This window comes from Vibrio sp. QJM3NY_15 (assembly GCF_057785995.1).
Map to the genome: position 1 here is coordinate 1,039,740 of NZ_CM173518.1, position 19,655 is coordinate 1,059,394.

General features: G+C 43.9%; 16 protein-coding genes. 4 read left to right on the forward strand and 12 right to left on the reverse strand.

Annotation, left to right across the window (positions count from 1 at the left end; genetic code table 11):
• The first annotated feature begins 133 nt into the window (after window positions 1-133).
• Window positions 134-2,314, forward strand: coding sequence for a 1,4-alpha-glucan branching protein GlgB (gene glgB / locus AC3CKG_RS21020; protein WP_017108942.1), 2,181 nt, complete (start codon window positions 134-136; stop codon window positions 2,312-2,314).
• 69 nt (window positions 2,315-2,383) lie between these two features.
• Here glgB and AC3CKG_RS21025 read toward each other — a convergent pair whose 3' ends face one another.
• The 6 genes from AC3CKG_RS21025 to AC3CKG_RS21050 all read right to left on the reverse strand — a co-directional run bounded on the left by AC3CKG_RS21025 (window position 2,384) and on the right by AC3CKG_RS21050 (window position 7,990).
• Window positions 2,384-2,854 carry a TetR/AcrR family transcriptional regulator gene (locus AC3CKG_RS21025; RefSeq protein WP_488529277.1) on the reverse strand — a complete coding sequence of 157 codons (471 nt, stop codon included), beginning with the start codon at window positions 2,852-2,854 and terminating at the stop codon, window positions 2,384-2,386.
• A gap of 222 nt (window positions 2,855-3,076) precedes the next feature.
• On the reverse strand, window positions 3,077-3,916 hold the full coding sequence (locus tag AC3CKG_RS21030) for an energy-coupling factor transporter transmembrane component T family protein (protein ID WP_488529278.1): 840 nt from the start codon (window positions 3,914-3,916) through the stop codon (window positions 3,077-3,079).
• A complete protein-coding gene (locus AC3CKG_RS21035) occupies window positions 3,913-5,607 on the reverse strand; it encodes an ABC transporter ATP-binding protein (protein ID WP_017106513.1) in 1,695 nt (564 codons plus the stop codon). The genes AC3CKG_RS21030 and AC3CKG_RS21035 overlap by 4 nt, the downstream gene beginning before the upstream one ends.
• Before the next feature lie 6 nt (window positions 5,608-5,613).
• Window positions 5,614-6,162, reverse strand: a complete 549-nt coding sequence (locus tag AC3CKG_RS21040; RefSeq protein ID WP_099167006.1) for an ECF-type riboflavin transporter substrate-binding protein — start codon at window positions 6,160-6,162, stop codon at window positions 5,614-5,616.
• Window positions 6,163-6,464: 302 nt separating this feature from the next.
• Complete coding sequence (locus AC3CKG_RS21045; RefSeq protein WP_065104452.1) at window positions 6,465-7,595, reverse strand: HlyD family secretion protein; 1,131 nt, start codon at window positions 7,593-7,595, stop codon at window positions 6,465-6,467.
• On the reverse strand, window positions 7,595-7,990 hold the full coding sequence (locus tag AC3CKG_RS21050; RefSeq protein WP_017104556.1) for a DUF3302 domain-containing protein: 396 nt from the start codon (window positions 7,988-7,990) through the stop codon (window positions 7,595-7,597). The genes AC3CKG_RS21045 and AC3CKG_RS21050 overlap by 1 nt, the downstream gene beginning before the upstream one ends.
• Window positions 7,991-8,241: 251 nt before the next feature.
• Between AC3CKG_RS21050 and AC3CKG_RS21055 the strand changes: the two genes are divergently transcribed.
• Window positions 8,242-9,144, forward strand: coding sequence for a DMT family transporter (locus AC3CKG_RS21055; protein ID WP_488529279.1), 903 nt, complete (start codon window positions 8,242-8,244; stop codon window positions 9,142-9,144).
• 102 nt (window positions 9,145-9,246) lie between these two features.
• On the opposite strand, the gene AC3CKG_RS21060 is transcribed toward AC3CKG_RS21055, so the two are convergent.
• The 4 genes from AC3CKG_RS21060 to deoD all read right to left on the reverse strand — a co-directional run bounded on the left by AC3CKG_RS21060 (window position 9,247) and on the right by deoD (window position 14,745).
• Complete coding sequence (locus tag AC3CKG_RS21060; protein WP_102307607.1) at window positions 9,247-10,827, reverse strand: GGDEF domain-containing protein; 1,581 nt, start codon at window positions 10,825-10,827, stop codon at window positions 9,247-9,249.
• Window positions 10,827-12,296, reverse strand: coding sequence for a tetratricopeptide repeat protein (locus tag AC3CKG_RS21065; RefSeq protein ID WP_488529280.1), 1,470 nt, complete (start codon window positions 12,294-12,296; stop codon window positions 10,827-10,829). The genes AC3CKG_RS21060 and AC3CKG_RS21065 overlap by 1 nt, the downstream gene beginning before the upstream one ends.
• 186 nt (window positions 12,297-12,482) lie before the next feature.
• Window positions 12,483-13,952 carry a lactate dehydrogenase gene (locus AC3CKG_RS21070; protein WP_029223275.1) on the reverse strand — a complete coding sequence of 490 codons (1,470 nt, stop codon included), beginning with the start codon at window positions 13,950-13,952 and terminating at the stop codon, window positions 12,483-12,485.
• 82 nt (window positions 13,953-14,034) lie between these two features.
• The gene (deoD, locus tag AC3CKG_RS21075) at window positions 14,035-14,745 is read right to left on the reverse strand and encodes a purine-nucleoside phosphorylase (RefSeq protein WP_004732072.1); all 711 of its coding nucleotides are present in this window, start codon (window positions 14,743-14,745) and stop codon (window positions 14,035-14,037) included.
• A gap of 346 nt (window positions 14,746-15,091) precedes the next feature.
• Between deoD and AC3CKG_RS21080 the strand changes: the two genes are divergently transcribed.
• Entirely contained in the window at window positions 15,092-16,087 is a 996-nt protein-coding gene (locus AC3CKG_RS21080; protein WP_488529281.1) for a L,D-transpeptidase family protein, read from the forward strand.
• 145 nt (window positions 16,088-16,232) lie between these two features.
• On the opposite strand, the gene AC3CKG_RS21085 is transcribed toward AC3CKG_RS21080, so the two are convergent.
• Window positions 16,233-16,499 carry an Lpp/OprI family alanine-zipper lipoprotein gene (locus AC3CKG_RS21085; protein WP_029223276.1) on the reverse strand — a complete coding sequence of 89 codons (267 nt, stop codon included), beginning with the start codon at window positions 16,497-16,499 and terminating at the stop codon, window positions 16,233-16,235.
• 361 nt (window positions 16,500-16,860) lie between these two features.
• Between AC3CKG_RS21085 and AC3CKG_RS21090 the strand changes: the two genes are divergently transcribed.
• Window positions 16,861-18,192: a DEAD/DEAH box helicase gene (locus AC3CKG_RS21090; protein WP_017104563.1), complete on the forward strand. Its 1,332-nt coding sequence runs from the start codon at window positions 16,861-16,863 to the stop codon at window positions 18,190-18,192.
• A 153-nt stretch (window positions 18,193-18,345) separates the two neighbouring features.
• Here AC3CKG_RS21090 and AC3CKG_RS21095 read toward each other — a convergent pair whose 3' ends face one another.
• Complete coding sequence (locus AC3CKG_RS21095) at window positions 18,346-19,593, reverse strand: SGNH/GDSL hydrolase family protein (protein ID WP_065104458.1); 1,248 nt, start codon at window positions 19,591-19,593, stop codon at window positions 18,346-18,348.
• Window positions 19,594-19,655: the final 62 nt, after the last annotated feature.

Here is a 19,655-nt window from a genome sequence, read left to right on the forward strand (position 1 = left end):
CGTACGAAACTACAACCTCGGTCACTCAATAATGAATGCTCATCTGGTAGAATAAACCGTCGTTATATTGCCCGCACTAATAGCGGGCATTTTTGTATTATATTTTTTGGATGTTTGGTTAGGGAGAAACGTTTTGGAACTAAGTTCGATTTCAAAGCAAAAACAAATATATACCCAACTATCTCAGGCTTGTTTTACTGACCCTTTTGCTTTTCTAGGGCCATACTTACCTTCTGATCAAGGTGCATTACGCGTATGGATTCCAGGGGCGGATAAAGTCGAGTTGATTGTTGGAAAGGAACCTCGTATTGAGTTAGCGCGAGAGGGTGAAAGTGGCTTCATTCTTAAGCAAGAAAGAGACTTACGTTTTACCCATTACAAGTTAGCAGTGGATTGGGCTGGGGAAGAGCAGATCATTGATGATCCGTACCAGTATCATGAACTCTATGCTAGCTATGAAGATCTTCATACACCGAAAGACATGTACCATCACATGGGGGCTCAATTTGTTACTTTAGAGCGTGATGGTCAGGTTATTTCGGGTACTCGATTTTTAGTCTATGCACCGCATGCAACAGCGGCAAGTTTGGTGGGTAACTTCAACGCTTGGGATGGTCGTCGCCACCCAATGCAACGCTTAGATTACGGTATGTGGGGCCTATTCATTCCTGAACTGGAAGAAGGCGCTCAATACAAGTTTGAACTAAAAGGACCCAATGGTGAAGGCTTACCACACAAAGCTGACCCATGGGGTTTTTACTCAGAGCAATACCCATCATTTTCATCGGTTACTTACGATCACGCTCGCTACGAGTGGCAAGATACTCAATGGCAGAATCGCCCAGTAACGCAAAAGCGTAAAGAGGCACTTTCGTTCTATGAACTGCACGCCGGTTCTTGGAAGCGTAACGCTGAAGGTGAATTTTTAAACTACCGTGAGCTAGCGGCAGAGCTAATCCCATACCTAACGGATCTCGGCTACACACACGTCGAGTTGATGCCGGTTTCAGAGCATCCGTTTTACGGTTCTTGGGGCTATCAGCCAATAGGCTTGTTCGCACCAACGAGTCGTTTTGGGTCTCCAGATGATTTCAAATTCTTCGTCGATCAATGTCACCAAGCTGGTTTGGGTGTTGTTCTTGATTGGGTTCCTGCTCACTTCCCAAGTGATGATCACGGTTTAGCAAACTTCGATGGTACGCCATTGTTCCACGATCCCGATCCACGTCGTGGTTGGCACCAAGATTGGAACTCGTACATTTACGATTTAGGCAAAGAGCATGTTCGTCGCTTCTTGGTAGCAAACGCTCTGTACTGGTTCGAACAATTCCATATCGATGGCATTCGTGTTGATGCGGTTGCTTCGATGTTGTACCTCGATTATTCGCGTAGCCATGACCAATGGATTCCGAATGCTGACGGCGGCAATGAAAACTACGACGCTATCGCAACCCTTAAGTGGATGAACGAAGAAGTGTACAAACACTTCCCGAACGCGATGACGATTGCTGAAGAATCAACGGCTTTCCCAGGTGTTTCAGCACCGACCTTTATGGGTGGTTTAGGCTTTGGCTTTAAGTGGAACATGGGTTGGATGCACGACAGCTTGTCTTACATTCAAGAAGATCCAATCAACCGTAAGTATCACCACGATACGATTACCTTCCCACTGGTTTATGCACACAGTGAGAATTATGTATTGTCTCTGTCTCACGATGAGGTGGTTTACGGTAAAGGTTCTATCCATGACAAGATGCCTGGTGATGAATGGCAACAAACAGCGAACTTGCGTGCTTACATGGGTTACATGTATGCGCAGCCGGGTAAGAAGCTGAACTTTATGGGCGCTGAGTTTGGTCAGACGGCAGAATGGAATCATGACGATCAACTGCAATGGTTCTTGCTAGATTATGAACGCCATCAAGGTGTGCAGCGTTTAACCAAAGACTTAAACAATCTGTACCGCTCTGAGGCTGCTATGCATGATCTTGATTTCGATCCAAAAGGCTTCGAATGGCGTCTTCAAGACTCTGCTGAAGCAAGTGTTCTAGCGCATGAGCGTATTAGTGAGTCTGGCGAGCGCGTGTTGGTAGTCTCTAACTTTACGCCTGTTCCTCATGAGCACTTCCGCTTAGGTGTTCCAGCACAAGGTAAGTACTCACTGTTGCTGAATACTGACTCGGCTGACTATGCAGGCAGTGGCTTTGAAGTGAAGCAGACGGCTGAGATTGAATCAGTAGCAAGCGAAGGCCTAGATACATCGATTGAGCTGCGTTTACCGCCACTATCGACGGTTTTCTATAAGCTAAATTAGGTCGATAAACAAACTGAGAATATGAAAAAGGGAGCCTGAAGGCTCCCTTTTTGTTTTTATCTGTTTTGCTTAATGCTTATTGAAATTCGTTAGATAGAACATTGAGCGACCTACGACAGTTTCAAGGATACGAACCGAGTCTGCACCAAAGCTCTCAAACATCTTCTCACGAAATTGACCATCTGAACTGACATTAAATTCTTCTGGACTCTTTACTTGTGATGCGTGGAAAAACATCAATTTAATCACGTATCGGAACCGTTCGTTATCTAGAGCGTCTTGCCAAGATTTAACAAACACCTCCTCTGACGAGAAGTCGAGGCTCTCGATAACAATCGATAACATGTGCTTGTGAAGCACTGAGCGGATAGCGCGGGTCGATGAATAATAGCCCTGAAGCGTCGTTAAACTCATGCCAATTTCTTGCGCAATCCTTGCATAAGTTAGTGCTTCATGTCCTTCAGCCAGAAAAAGGTTTAGTACGATTTCATCGTAGTTCTTTTGGTTTTCTAGTTTCTGTACTTGAGTAATTCGAGCCATTACAAATCTCTATTGAGTGTAACATTCTGTAAACATGGATAATAAGAGTTTACTCATTAGAACTCAAACCAAAAATGCAAAGAAATGGTCAATTTTCCGTCAGGAATAGCCAATATTGAATTTTTGGCTCAAGTTTTAATCAATTTTAATACATGTTAAAACACCGCCCTATTGAGCGGTGTGTTATTTAAAGTTGTTGTTTATATTTGTTAATTCAGACAGCTAGAATGGGTACCAAAACAATTGTGGTTCTAGAACGCGTTTAGCGATGGCCAACACAACGATAAAAACGATAACACTCAAACAAACAAAGTCGACACGTTTTAGAGGTGCATAGCTGTACCAAGTCCGTGCTTTGTGTCGTCCAAAACCTCGCAGTGTCATCGCATTTGAGATCTCGTCTGCTCGGTCCAAGCTCGAGAAAATCAATGGGCCTAAGACCTTTGCCACGTTTTTGATGCGAGTGATAAGTGGTGCTTTCTTTGATAGTTCGACACCACGAGCCTGTTGTGCGTGCATGATGTTGATGAAGTCTTTTTTAACTTCAGGCAAGTAACGCAGCGTTAAGCTTACTGCATAGGCGATCTTGTATGGAATGCCGATACGGTTGAGGCTGGCCGCAAACTCTGTAGGGTGCGTTGTGAAGACAAAGATTAGTGCTATTGGGAACATACTCATGTACTTCAGGGTAACAGTGACCAAGTAAAACAATGTCTCTTGGCTCAATGAGTAATTACTAGGAAGCGTTAGCAATATGGTTTCGCTACCGATGAGTTCAGTGCCTTGCTGTGGAGCAAGCAGGTACATGAACAATGCGTTTAAGCTCAGCACACTTGCGGTACCCAATAACAAAGGCTTATAGACGCGTAAAGGCACGTTGGTGAGCTTTAGTAGGTATAAGCCAGTCAGGATCAAAACAACGATGAGTCTGAGATCGAACGTCGTAAGGACAACGGTTACCCAAGCTAAAAACAGTGCAAACTTGGTGATGCCATTTAAAGCGTGTAGCGGCGATTTGGTATCAATGTAGTTGATGCCGAATTTTACTTTTGATGCGTTCATTTAGCACTTCTCTCGTAGTCGATGAAGTACTGCATAAAGGCATTGGTATCGTCGATTTTCATCATAGTTGCAAGTTCATAAATACTGGTGGTGCAAAGATTTGCGCGTTCTAACAACGACGGTTGACTGAATACTTCCGTCATGGCTGCATTGGCAATCAATTTACTGTCTGCAATGACGATTGAACGTGTGGTGTATTCTAGAACCAAGTGCATATCATGAGAGATAATCACGACAGTAATACCTAAATCACGGTTGAGCTTTTGGATGAACGCCAACATAGATGTGTAGTTACGGTAGTCTTGTCCTGCTGTTGGCTCATCTAAGATCAGAAGCTCAGGCTCTAACACCAAGATAGAGGCGATCGTCACACGCTTTTTCTGACCGTAGCTCAGTGCTTCAATAGGCCAATGGCGGAACTTGCTCAACCCACATAACTCAAGAACGTTTTCTACTTTCTGTTTGATTTCGTCTTCTGTAACGCCACGGTTACGAAGACCGAAAGCAATTTCATCAAAAATCATATGATGCGAGATCATATGATTCGGGTTTTGCATGACCACGCCGACTTTTTGGCTTCTTTCAAAGATCGAAAGCTCAGACAGGTCTTCACCATTGAGGTATGAAGAGCCTGAATCTGCGTCAATCACACCCATAATAATCTTGGTGATGGTGGACTTACCCGATCCGTTTTTACCCAGTATTGAAACAAATTCACCCTTGCCAATCTTGAAGCTGACATCCTCGAGTGCATTCTTTTCGCCGTCGTAAGAATAAGTTAGGCCATGTACTTCGAGTAAAGGCGTGTACTGCTTCTCTGCTACCGGGGCAGGGCGCTCGGCAAACCAAGCTTGCATGGCAGGGCGGAATCTTTTGTAATCCAAAGCTTTGAGGTTTGACAGCTTATCTTCGTTAGTCAGAGGTGCTTTTGCTGCTTTAAGCGCAGATAGATAAAGAGGTTCACGAATACCGTGCGTCTCAAGTAGTTTTGAAGCTAAGATTTCATCGGGTGTCGTGTCTGCAACGATTTCGCCGCGCTCCATTAAGATCACACGATCAATATCGCGATGCAGAACATCCTCAAGACGGTGCTCGATAATCACGATTGTCTTGTTGGTCTCTTTATGCAGCTGGTCGATGATCTCAATCGTTGCCTTGCCAGTTTTAGGGTCAAGGCTTGCTAGAGGCTCATCAAACAGCAGGATATCAACGTCATCAACTAAGATGCCAGCTAATGATACACGCTGTTTCTGGCCACCAGATAGATCATGAGGAGATCGATCAAGCATACCCGCTAGGTCGACCATTTTTGCAGTCGATTTAACTAATGGGTACATATCAATGTTCGATATCAACTGGTTTTCCAATGCGAACGCGATATCTTCGCCGATACTTAACCCCACAAATTGGCTGTCAGTATCTTGCAATACTGTGCCTACTTGCTCGGTATAGTCGTGCATTGAAAACTCAGAGATATTCTTACCGTTGATCTCTAAAGTGCCCGTTACCTCACCTTTAATGGCATGAGGTATCAGGCCATTGAGGCATTGACCTAGGGTAGATTTACCACTACCACTTGGTCCAATAATGACGATTTTCTCTCCTTTCTCTATCCTTAGATTGATATTTTTTAGCGTCGGTTTATCCAGCGACTCATATCTAAAAGAGAAGTTCGAAAATGCTATAGTCATTAGCGCTTATGCCTCAGTTAGGTTGCGGCTTTGTTTGTTACGCTTAGCGACTGATTTGAGGATCAGGAAGCCTACAACAGCGATCAGAACGGTGTTACCCGCTGCGATGATAGACAGTTGTGTGAAGACTTTAGTAAACGGTTCTGCATATAGGATGGTGTCTAGGAACGCAGAGCACCCGTACCCCACGACGTTACCCGCGAGGGCAAGTATCACGAACAGTGCAAAGTCTTTTATTGGTAGTTCGCCTTGTTGAAGGCGGTTCTTAGTCATCATTGGGAATAAGCCGATAACCATACCGACAATACCTGAGCCTAATACCCAAGTTAACCATACGCCCCAACCTGCGAACAAGTCTGTTACCCAGTGGCCAATGAAGCCAACTAGAAAGCCAACGATAGGGCCAAATAGAACAGAGAACAGTGCTAGAACTGCCATTGCTGGTTTTAATGTCGTGTTAGCAAACACTGGGACACCAAACATAGGTAAACCACCAATGCCGTACAGTGCCGCGCCAATAGCGATAACGACGACTGTTTTAGCTGAAAAGTTCATAGATAACCTCGAATACTGAAAGATAAAGCATAATAAATAACCAATACTCGCCACTATTAATATGTGTCTCAATGAGATCGTTTTTTGGGCAAATATAAAAAATAAGGCGCGCATTATATAGCAGAACCCTTCCATAAGGGAAGATAAGTGTCTAGATGTCTAAAATTCCATCTGAACACTTAAATCTCATGTAATAAGCGCACTTTTACGGTTAATCAAGCAACAAAAAAGCCAGAACAGGTCTGGCTTTTTTATTCTTCTTAACAATGTGTTAAGTGGGTTCGTCGTATATCTACAACCATTTAGTGATCTAGATATAGATAGTTTTGCCAGCTTTTCATACGAATAAGTACCTTACGCATGATAGATACGTGAGTGAAGCTGTCTGAATATACCGCTACTTCAACCGCGGTACCCATAGGTAAATGGTAGTCAGACAGGTCATCTGTGATGGTCAACTTAACGAACACACGGCCACTAGTACGCAGTGCATCGGTACCAAGTAACGCACCACGCGCTTGAAATTGACTCTCACCAATCGCTGGAATCACTTCATCAATTCGGCCTTTAAACACTTTCCCAGGTAACGCTCTAAATAAGAACTCTGCTTCAAACCCGGTTTGCAGGCGCTGCAATGAATTTTGTCTAAACGCAGCCGTATAATACTGAGCTTCAGTGTGAACAAAAGTCATCACCGGTGCGAGAGGAAGAGGAACAGCCATCACACCTGGACGCAGAGCTAGTTGAGTTACATAGCCGTCGGTTGGTGCTCTTACTACGGTTTGTTCTAAGTCGAACTGAGCTTTACGTAATTCAGCTAATAAACTTAAAACAGCGGTATTTTCGCCACCTATTTCTGAATCCAAAGAAATTTTTGCTTGATCGAGATTAGCGTCTGCAACTTTCACTGCGGCTTCTGATGCCTTGTAAGCTTGTCTGCGAGTGTCTAATTGTTGCTCGGTAAAGGCTCCGCTGTCATAACCGCGCTTGTAACGAGAAAACTCACGTTGGGCTTTATCTCTTTCTGCGATGGCTTTGATTTTTGCAGCTTCCGCTTCGGCGACTTCTGATTCCATTCCAAGCGCACCTTGGCTTGCTTCTTTTACCTTAGCTTCTAATCTTGCGACTTCAGCTTCGAATGGAACTGGGTCAATTTTGAAAAGAATATCCCCTTGTTTCAGAGGTTTGTTTGCTTCTACAGGTACTTCGATAACTTTACCCCTAACGCCTGAAACGACTGGCGTGGTTGAGTAAACTTGGTTACCAATTTGCGTGAAAGGGTGGTTATAGTTCATCAGCAGGATGAGTGTACCTACGATGATCACGCCACCAAGAACGGCAGTGGGTACTGTCCATTTGTTTAGCGGGATATTGAATACTTTGAAAATCGTAATGCAAAGCGCCGCGTAGGTCATTATCAGCAGTAAATCCATTACTTAACCTCCTGATCTTGAGCGTTATTCTGATCTTGTTGGGTGTTGGTCTGCGCAGGTGTAGTTTGTTTAAGCTGTGCGATTTCTTCCTGAAGCACACTGACTTGGTCGATTAGTGTGTCTACACGGTGATGAATGTCGTGTTGCTCTTCTTCAAGCTTAGCGAAGCCCCAACCACGATCTTTGCGCCATAATGTTGCCCAAATCCATAGGAATGGCCAAATAGTGTGTAAGGTGAATAGGCTAACCCAGCCTGAGACGTGAATAGCATCTTGATGAGGGTGATTGCGTTCTTTCGCAATTTCATAGGGAATATCGTGAATAACGATGATGCCGTAAAAGATTACTAATGCTACGAAAATAAGTAAGCCGAGCGCAAAGTAGTCTAAAAACATAACAGATCCTTGTAATGTTAGATATTAGTTATAAATATACTACGCTATCATCCAAGTAATTGTTATAAAAATGATTTACCGAATTGAAAATAATGTGTTGTCGCTTCTAATGCGAATAAATGCATGGATGGATCTTATAAAATTCTAATCACACTTAAAGGAACGGTTTCGGAAATCTTGTTGGAAATTCAGTTGAACTGATGACAATGATGATTCTAAATGACGTGCACAATCACAAAGGATAAATGCGGATGTATATAGGTGAACTGGCTGCAATTGGTGCCGCGATTGTGTGGGCTTGTGCGACATGGATTTACGGACAGTTTGGGCATCGTTTTTCAGCTATGCAGTTGAATATTGTTAAAGGCGTAGTTGCTTCTGGAATGATGTTGCTTGTGATGCCTCTTATTCCGATGCCGGAGTTTGAACTCAGTGCCAACCATTTTTGGATCTTGGCCATTTCAGGTGTCATTGGGATAGCGATTGGTGACAGTGCTTATTTCGCTGCATTGAAAAGAATTGGTGCCAATAAAACCTTGTTACTCGAATCTTTAGCGCCGCCTCTTTCTGGTGTGTTGGCTTTAATGTTTCTGGGCGCAGCGCTAACGTTGCAAAGCTGGTTAGGAGTGGTGATAACGACGTTAGCGGTAACCTTCGTCGTGTTTCAACCGTCTAAATCGGCGAGTGGTGATTCTAGTGACAAAGCACAATGGATCGGCATTGGATATGGGCTTGTGGCGAGTGTGTGTCAGGCTTCGGGCGTGGTCATTTCCCATTACGCTTTAGTGGCAGGTGATGTTCCGCCGTTGTTAGGTGCTTTGATTCGCCTGACGATTGGTGTGTTTGCTGTGATGCTTGTTATTCCGTTTGTTGAGAAAAAGCCCTATGCATCAATAAAAAGAGATTTGTGGGCGATGACGAAACTCGACAAGCTTTGGCTGTTAGGAGCGATATTTGTCGGAACGTTTCTCGCGTTGTGGCTTCAGCAGGTTGCGTTGAAAAATGCCAACCCTGCGATTGCTCAAACATTGATAGCGACCAGTCCAGTCTTTATCTTGGTGATTTATGCGCTCAAAGGAGAGAAGGTTTCAAAACAAAGCGTAATAGGGACGCTTGTCGCCTTGGGTGGGATTTCTCTGTTCTTCTATCAATAGTTCTGTTTTGTGAGTATCAGTTGCTCTATTCAGAGCGACTGATTATTGATAGGGGGGAGGCAGAATACGAATGACTCTGCACGCTCATTCCTGTCATTTCTACTATTCAGTACACACTTGGTTTCGGCCGTTCGCTTTAGCTCGGTAAAGCGCTTTATCTGCACGATAGAAAGTACGTTGAGTATTCTCTCCTTCACGATGCAAAGTTATACCAATACTAACGGTTAAACCGCGTTCACCCAGTATCTCATGCCAACCAAATTGGAAGATTCGCTCGCGGTAATTTTCTGAGTGCATCTCTGCTTTGGCAAGGTTGGTGTTCTCAAGTATAACCAAGAACTCTTCTCCACCAAATCGAACGCAAGATGCCCCTCTAAACTTGAAGTAAGCGCGCAGCTCTTGAGAGACGCTGACAATCGCTTTATCACCCACTAAATGACTAAGTTCATCATTGATCGACTTAAAGTGGTCAATATCGACCACCATTAATGCAAAAGGTGTTTCGTGTAGCAGCATGTCCTTAAGTTTTACATCCAACCAGCGGCGGTTGTGTAAGCCAGTCAAAGGGTCGGTAAATACATCTTGTTGGAGTTGCGCTACCGCGTTTTTATGCTGCTCTGTTGTTTCTTTCAGCTCTCTGTTTTCTTGCTCAGAGAGAATGAGTTTTAGCTGCAATTCGAAGCGAGATAGGCGGCGTAATTGGTTAGATCCAAGTTCACTGATTGGGATCTGCTTCATGAGATCCGTTTCAATTCGATAGCCTTTTTTCTCATAGCTTAGCGCTTCATGGAAACGCCCTTGATTCATACATACATCACTTAACGAGTCGTAGAATCGTTTTGCTAAAACAGGTGAAGAGTAGTCCTTCACACGCTTGTCTGTACTCAACAAGATCATGCTTGCGTACTCTTGCTTACCCGTTGCATTCAAGCAATGTGCTAACTCAAGTCGAGTCATGGTTGAAAGCCAGCTAGCTTGGGTATTATTGGCAGAGTAGTGAACCTTGGATAAACAGCGCAGTGCCTCATGGTATTTTTTCTTTGCTCGAAGCACCTTCGCTTGATAAAGCAGGATTTGGGCGGTCAGCAGTTTGTCACTGACCAGAATACTCAGCTCTTCGCATTCATTAAGCAGATCACTAGCGGCAGTAATTCGATTGAGCAGAAGAAGGCTCGCGACCATATGCAGCTTGAACTTAAGGCGAAGTGAACGACTGCTTATTGCATGATCAATGCTATTGATCTTTTGATAGTAGCGTAGTGCTCGGCTGTGATCGCCATAGGCATCGCACAGGTTACCCATGCCTAAAATAGCTAACACGTACTCATCGATGTGGCCGTGTTCAACAGCGATTGAAGATGAACTGACAAATTCATTCAGTGCTGAAGTGTAATCCCCAATTTCAACAAGACGATCACTTAGGCTGGTTTTGACGGTAAGAATGTCTTCTATGTCGTTAGGCAAATCGAGTAGGTTGAGTGCTAACCTGAGCTCATCAATGCTGGCTTGGTTTTGTTGCAGCTCAGCACGGTATTCCGAACTGATGATGTAACAGTGTGCCTGCTCTGTTTTGGTCGTAGATACATGTTGGCGAATGTGATCCCAGAATATGATCGCTTCTTCACCCGATACCGACGACGGATCTAATCCAGCATCTGTGATTTTACTTAATAGCGTTTCCATCAATCTCTTACCTCGGCATCATCTTCTTCTAGCTGTTCAAGAGTGAACGGGAACGTCAAAATGTCATTGAGGCTGACGGTAGGGTTTGAACCTTTTAATCCTTTTCGGTGCCAAGGGTAGATATCGAGCATGGTCGTCAGCGTTTTGAACGTTTGTTCTGCCGCACCGCCTTTTTCAGAAAGCATAAGAGCCACACGCTCTGAGCTTAGCCTTGAAATGAAATCGTTTTGATTACATAGGGTATGAGCGATTTCGGTACAGACATCTAAGTAGTCGGGGTCGACATGCTGAAACATGATGATGCTGTGATTCGAACGTTTGAGCTCTGTTTTGAAGAGAACCAGTTGTTCCCACCAAAACGTCTCAGAGACAACAAAAGAGAAGTGCTTTTCTGGATCGTATTCATGTTGACCACGAATGCGGTTTATAAGCTTTCGAGCTCTCTGTTCAAGTTGGCGTTTGGAGCTGCGCGCTTTATCGAGGCCAACTCGTGTCGTTTGTTCGCGAAGCATACCGATAGAATATTGACGGTATTTCTTGAATGCGATTAACGCGGCTTTAAAATCTTGGTTTTCTTCTGCAACCAAAGATTGTTGATAGCAGATCTGGCTCAGTAATTCACCGTTGTCGAACTCGTTTGCAGATTGTTCAGCCAATTTGAGTAATTCAGCGGCGTGTCCAGGTCTTTTTCGCAAAAGTTCTAATCGAGCTCGGCTGATATAAGAGTGCGCCTTCATCCAAATTAGGTTGTGTTCTACTGCAAGGCTGTGCGCTTTGGCGGTGGCTTTTTCTGCATCATCTAAACGCTCTAAGCCAAGTAGAGCAAGGCCTCGGAAGTCCCACACTTCTGCGTGCCACGTATTATCTTTGTGTTCTCTAAGTGCTTCTTCTGCCCCATCTAACACCGATAACATCTCAACATAATTGTTGAGCAGGTAGTAATCCCAAGCGAGTAGTATTCTCGCTTTGCCCTCTAGCCAGCCTATGCGGCTAATATTCGCCACTTTTACAGCGAGTTGGTGGGTAGAGCGTGCTAGCTTGTATTCGTGGGTCATCCGCCAAATGTTGCCGAGGCCAATCAAGCTCTCAATTTGTATCTCAACTTCATCAACCAGCGCAGATTGCTCTAAGGCATTGATCCAAAACTGTTGAGCTGAATAATATTTGGCTTGCCCCCAGAATTGGAGCGCGTGTAGGTGAAGGATTTCAGGAAGGAAAACGTCGGTGTCTAAGCGGTTCTGCCGCTTGTAGGCTTCTTTGATGTGCTTTAAACCAGTCTGATAATCCATCAGGTTCCAGCTGCACTTTGCCATTAACATCAGTGACTGGATCGCTCCCTCTTCAAACAGAACTTGCTCAGATCTGACGAGGCACTGTTGTGCAATCTCAAGGATCACCAACGGTTCAGAGTCGACACGAGTTTTGAGTTGTTCTAGTTCTGTTTCAAGAAGATACTGATTTTTGTCCAAGGCTTAGGTCCATAATTATCGAACATATTGATAACACAATCATTATAAGAGTGTGATTTAGGATAAGCACTAATTATCTTTCGTAGAGCATGTTAGGAACATGTATCTTTTCCATTTATGGGTGTTACCTCATGTTGTTGCTTTTAAATCAATGAGTTCCCAAGTAAATGTCTGGTTTATAGGTATCTATGAAAGTAGTTGCTTTAGGGTTAATGGCTGCTCAGTTACACCTAAACGCTGTGCTGCAGTTAGCCCTTGCTTATCTTGGTAGCACAGATTGTGCCAAGCCCTGAATATGTCGAGTAACGGAAGAATGCCGCCAGGACGAAGTTTACGTCTTGGTTCATTAATGAAGCTATCAAACAGAACTTGGAAGCGTTGTTGATAGAATTTAGTCTGTTGAATAGAGGCGGTGTTAAACCACTGTTTTGGTTCTGGATTGTTACCCGTTAGATAACAAATGCCTTTTTGTTGATCGCCTTGGTTTGCGATAGCCCAGCGATCGCGCCACCAACTCATGTGCACAATGTCGATCTTTTCAAAACTTTGATCGTCTTGCCAGCTAGGATCTTCCTCTACATACATAAGGTCAATATTTTGACTCTGTATGCGCGGCAAGCAAACGCTTAGGGCGGCAGATCTTAGTAATGGATCTTGTGGCATATAAATGGCGACATGCTTATTCTCGTCACACATATCCAAAACATGTAAGAAGTGTGCGTAAGAGGTGTAAGGCGGTCGAATAAGTGCCCCTTTAGACGGGTAGCTAAACGTTGTGAGGTTACCCATAGGGTCCTCAACGTTACCTCTCGCCAGAATCACTTGGTATTGCTGTTCAATACGCTCTTTCAGCTTATCAGAAGGCTGAGGAAGTTCGAGATTTGCCTCTGATGAGTGTTCTTTTGAGACAAAGCGCGCCACATCGTCGTAGGGGTTATGGTCAACATTTCCCGAAGGCTCTTCATTTTGTGAGTAATTCACGTGTTGGCAAAGGATATATCCAGAATGCGCTTCACCCGTCGCTATCCAAACCACACCGTTGTTACTTTGTGGTTGTAAGCGCTGATAATGGGAAGCGAATTGATAGTCTTTGGCATGATTAACCCATCGTGCATCGATCATCGCTAATTTGCGACGGCACCGGCTGGCGATATGGTCAACATGGTCATAGAAAGTCTTTGGATTGATCTCTAATTTTCTGCAGATTTCACGTACGGAATAACCCATGAACAATAAGCCCATGAGGTTCTCTTGAAACTGAAGTTTTTTATTGGAACCAGACCACTTATCAACGAAGGTCGATTGGCAATCTTTGCATCGATAACGCTGCCTGTCACCGCTGTAACCGAAGGCATGGTAAAGATGTTTGTGGGTATGAACCGATAGGCCAAAGTTATCGCAATCATCATTGCGGCAAGCAGGAAGGCCATCGCTGTGAAGTTGTCGCAGGCGATGAAGTTCGCTTAACACTTCACGATTGTTAAGTAAGGGGGGGAAAGCTCCACATTCACGACAAACCATCGCTGGACGCTTAGGGTTCGCGTGTTGCAAAACATACCGTTTTGCATCGCTCAAGCCAAAGTTGTCACACGCCAATGTTTTACAAAAGTTGAGTTGCAAACCATCCGCATCTTTTGGCAGCTTGTCGTTAGACACGATCTCCCCCTCGGGATTATTTGAGCAGCCAAGTGAACTCGGCTGCGAGGTAACGCTTTTCAATGTATCTTTTATCAAACTGTTAGATGTTGATTGCAGTCTCTAGAGCAACTTTCATCATGTCGTTGAAAGATTTTTGACGGTCTTCTGAGCTTAGTTTCTCGCCACGGATGATGTGGTCAGAAACGGTTAGGATAGTTAGGGCTTTAGCACCAAGATCCGCAGCAACACCGTAGATACCAGCTGCTTCCATATCAACACCAAGGATGCCTAGCTTTTCCATTTTTTCGAAAAGGTCAGCTTCTGGAGTGTAGAAAAGGTCTGCAGAGAATACGTTACCAACTTTAACTGGAACTTCTTGTGCACGTGCTTGGTTAACAGCTTCTTCTAGAAGACCGAAATCAGCGATAGCAGCGAAGTCATGGTTGTTGAAACGAATACGGTTCACTTTTGAGTCAGTAGAAGCACCCATACCGATAACAACGTCCATCAGTTTAACGTCGTCACGTACTGCACCACAGCTACCTACACGAATAACGTTTTTTACACCGTACTCAGCGATAAGTTCGTGTACGTAGATGCAGCATGATGGGATACCCATACCGTGGCCCATTACAGAAACTTTCTTACCTTTGTAAGTGCCTGTGTAACCAAACATGTTGCGAACGTCACAAACTTGCTTCACGTCATCAAGGAATGTTTCAGCAATGTATTTTGCGCGAAGCGGGTCGCCCGGCATAAGTACTGTTTCTGCGAAATCACCAGCTTGAGCATTAATATGAGGTGTAGCCATGGTCGTTCTCCAAAGTTTAAACGGTAATTATAGGAACAGGATTTAATCAATTACCGATTCTGTTGAATTGAATTCGTTTTGTTGAGGCAATATTAGCGAGTTAAAACGAGGCTCCATGAGACTTTAGTCACAAAATGGATCCAATATTATAGTTTTATTAATATTGATAACCAAATGTGTTGAAAGCTTAAAGGCAATCGATTTTGTATGGGTAATTTGCAAGCTAACTACAGATAAATCTCTAGATATAAACCTATTGCATATTAGTTTAGAGACAACAATACATTGTAGAGACGTTTGATCAGCGATAATCTAAACTTTGATAAAAGACAAACCAAGGAATTGTATGTCGTATTGCGCTAACTTGATGCCTTTGCTCGCTATGAAAACAAAACTGCGCAAGATCGCCTTGCTTACTGTGAGAACGACTTTGTTCCCTCTGGTAACAACTCTGCTTGCAGGCACGATGACCTCGTCGTGGGTGTCTGCTGCAACTTTTGAGTTGCCACCAAAAGAAAGTCGTATCGTGGGCAGAATCCAGCAACATGAAGTTGCGGCGGGTGAAACGTTGGCTATTATTGCAAAGCAATATGATATTGGCTTTCTCTCTTTGATGGCGGCAAACAAAGGGGTTGATCCTTTTCTTCCTGCTGAAGGCTATGTGTTAAGCATTCCTAGCCGTTTAATTCTGCCGGATACTCCGAGAAAAGGCATTGTGATTAACCTTGCTGAGTTGAGGTTGTACTACTTTGAGCCTGAGAAAAATCAGGTGCATGTCTTCCCTGTCGGGATTGGTCGAGTAGGGCGTGATACTCCCGAGATGATCACTAAGATAAGCCAAAAACGTCCAAACCCGACTTGGACTCCTCCAAATTCAATCCGTAAAGAGTACTTAGAGAAAGGGATTGAGTTGCCAAGAGTGGTACCTGCTGGGCCCGAAAACCCTTTGGGTGAGTATGCATTACGACTTGCTTACGGTGCAGGTGATTACCTGATACACGGCACCAATAAAGACTTTGGGATTGGCTTACGCGTCAGTTCCGGGTGTATTCGTATGGAACCTAAAGATATTGAGTGGCTTTTTGAACAGGTCAGTCGTGGCGAACAAGTCACGATAATCGATGAGCCGATTAAAGTGTCTTTAGAGCCTGATAGAAGCGTGTTTGTTGAAGCTCACGAACCATTGACGCGAAGTGACGGCTCTAAGAAACTACTGCAAATCCCGGTTGAATTAAAATGGTGGCTTGAAGATGCAGACCTTCCTAACTCAAAGGCAAAAGCAGTTATCTTTGCTCAAAATGGTGTGCCTGTTGAAATAGCACCGCCGGTGATTGAGTTCTAATTTGATAGGTTGTGAATAAAGCCTTAAAGCTTTCTTTCTCTTCTCCCTAAATAAAAAACACCACCTCGAAAGAGGTGGTGTTGTCAATTTACTGTATGTATATACGTCTTTTGAAATCTACAGCTTAATTGAGCTTATATCTCAATTACTTAGTGTAAGACTCAGCAATGTTATCGATACGGTCGTTAGCACGATCCGCTTCTTCTTTTGCTGCCATAGCCGCAGCAGATGCTTCTTGAGCTTTCATTTCAGCAGCAGCTTTGTCACTCTTAAGTGCTTCTACTTCGCTGGTTAGCTCAGCAACTTGGTTAGTTAGTTGGTCCATTTCTGATACCGCTGCTTCTTCAGGCTCTGAAGAACAACCAGCTAAAATAAATACTGAGGCTGCAGCTGCGATTAACGTCTTATTCATAAGAACTCCTTGCTTATTTATCATCAAAAGATGCGCTATACATTCTTTATCATATAGTCGCTTCATTAATGATTGTAGCGACTAATTTTTTAACTGCAAAAACAATAACTAAAGAAATTGCTAAATTTTTGAGGTAATTAGCTAGGTATCACAATCTGTCTCATTTTTGAGATGAAGTGTTTGGTGCGGCAATAAGGCAGTGAAAGGGGAGTCACCCCTTTGCTAGCGGTGCATACAATATTCTGGCTAACATTAGATAAAAGGATAAATTTACTGTGATCTCTATCCTTATAAAGTACTTTCGCGGTATCATGTCACGTTAAATTAATTTTATTCAATACCATCATGACTGGAGAGTCCTTTGCACTTTAAAGATTTAGGCTTAGATAACCGCTTACTGAAGAACTTAAAACATTACGACTTCAAGAAGGCGACAGAGATCCAATCAAAAGCGATCCCTGTTGCTATTGCTGGTAAGGATCTATTGGCTTCATCAAAAACGGGATCAGGTAAAACATTGGCGTTTGTGTTGCCGATGATACATAAAGCATTAAAAACAAAAGCGTTTTCTGCTAAAGATCCTCGTGGTGTAATTTTGGCTCCTACTCGTGAGCTAGCTAAACAAGTTTACGGCGAGCTGCGTAGCATGCTTGGCGGTCTGTCTTACGAAGCGACACTTATCTTGGGTGGCGAAAACTTTAACGACCAAGTTAAAGCTCTGCGTAAGTACCCTCGTTTTATTGTTGCGACTCCAGGCCGTCTTGCTGATCACCTTGAGCACCGCTCACTGTTTTTAGATGGTGTTGAAACGCTAATCCTTGATGAAGCTGACCGTATGCTGGATTTAGGTTTCGCACCTGAGTTACGTCGCATTGCGAATGCAGCTAAGCATCGTCGTCGTCAAACGTTGATGTTCTCTGCGACGCTTGATCACGCGGAAGTGAATGGCATTGCAAATGAAATGCTAGACGCACCTAAGCGTATCTCTGTTGGTGTTTCTAACGAACAGCACCTTGATATCACTCAGAAGTTCTACCTGTGTGACCATCTAGATCATAAAGAAGCGATTTTAGATCGCGTTATTGAAGAAGCTGAATACCGTCAGGTGATGATCTTCACTGCAACTCGTGCCGATACTGATCGTTTAACGGATAAGTTGAACGAGAAGAAGCTTAAAGCAGTGGCATTGAGCGGCAACCTAAACCAAACGCAACGTAATGCCATCATGAGCCAGTTCGAGCGTGCGGTTTACAAGATCTTGGTAACAACCGATGTTGCTTCACGTGGTATCGATATTCCAAACGTAAGCCACGTTATCAACTTTGATATGCCTAAGCATACAGAAGAGTACGTGCACCGCGTTGGTCGTACTGGCCGTGCAGGTAACAAAGGCGATGCGATTTCTTTGGTTGGTCCAAAAGACTGGGACAGCTTTAAGCGTGTTGAGCTTTACCTTCAACAAGATCTTACTTTCTCTGTGCTTGAAGGCTTGAAAGGTAAATTCAAAGGCATTAAGCCTCGTAAACCTGCTTTTGCTAAAGGCGGACCTGCGAAGAAGAAGACCAACACTCAAGTTAAGAAAACACCGAAGAAACCGGTTAAGCGTGATAAGAGCTTCCACCAAAATGTGGCTGTGGGTGATACCGTGTTTATCCCTAAGAAGAAAGTCGCACCAAAAGTGGACGACGAGTAATCAACTTGCGTGACCTAAAAGCTTAGCTTTGAAAGGTTGATGCAAATAAAAAACCGCCGATAATGGCGGTTTTTTTGTATCTGTACTTTGTGTAAGCCTTAGCTTGCGGTACTTACAGGCGGTAACTGATGATACTCGCTGGGCTCTTCCTAGCTAGAAATTAAACGTCGAGAACGAGTACGCCAAGATATGGTCTGCGATGTATTTGTGAGTAGCCGTAGTTGGGTGTGTCACGCCCCAAAATACATAGCTGTCTGAGCCATAGGTCGCGCAATCATTAGTCAAGCTGTGGCTTCGCAAATAGTCTGAAGCTGAGCTTCTATTGATATCAAGACAGGCGTCACTCGCGTTTCGAAAGCCATGTTGCTCTGGATTCTCGGTAATGCTGGCGAACAGTGCACTCGCATCAAACAACACCACGTTTTTCCCCAAGCTTTGGTAATACTCGGCCTGCGCCTTGATGAATTGGTTGAACTCTAAAATCTTGCCACGAACTTTAATGATCTCTTGTTCGGTAGAGTATTTGAACTGCGGCGCTTTGGTCGCATCGGGCAATGTGAACAGCAGTATATTACTCGCACCAGACTCCGTTAATCGGATCAGAGCGCTGCTGAAATCGGCCTTTACATCGGCGACTTCTCGGTCGTAATTCATAAAGTCATTGAGGCCAAATTCTAAAGTAAATAGTGAGTTTTCAGGGCGATAATTTTTGGCGACTTTCATGTAGGTGAGGTAGGACGTGACTTGATCATAGACGCCAGTCAGTGCGACGTATTGATTAGTACCTGCTGCACCACCTACGGCCCAGTTATATAGGGGAAGATCTTTCGCTTTTGCTAAGTACTCAGTCCAAACCAAACCATTCGAAAAGTGCCCTAAAAACCACGAATCAGCGTTCGGGAAAACCCATTGAGAGCCATTAAATAGGTTCCCAGTATCAGAGAGGCTATCACCAAAAGTGACAATGCGATTGATGGTATTGGCTTGCACTGCGTTATCGTTGGTCCAGATGGAGTGATTGTAGGAGAAGCGATTATTTGCGGCAAAATAAGTGATGTCGGCAGTATCATGTTGGATGCCGAGAGTTTGTTCACAACGCTGTTTGATTTCAGATTGTGGTGCATCACTGTAGAACATGTTTTTGAAAGAAACGGAAGACCACCAATATCCGTTGATCGTGTAATTGTCACCGTTTTCTTTTTTTGCCCACTTCCAATCTGTGGCTGGAGAGTCGTGTGACGCATCGGTTCGATACCAACACCGAACGTAAGAATAGGTTTCGGAACCTTGTGTGCTGAACACCTGTGCGGATGTCATCGATTCTGGTGTTGGTACTGAGTCTTCTGCAGCATAAGCCCCAAATGGTATGGTTAACGCGAGTATTAAAGCCGTATTTTTCATCACTGTATTCTCTTTTGTATTTAGTGAGCCAAACAAAACGTTGTTACTTGTTGTCTATTGCT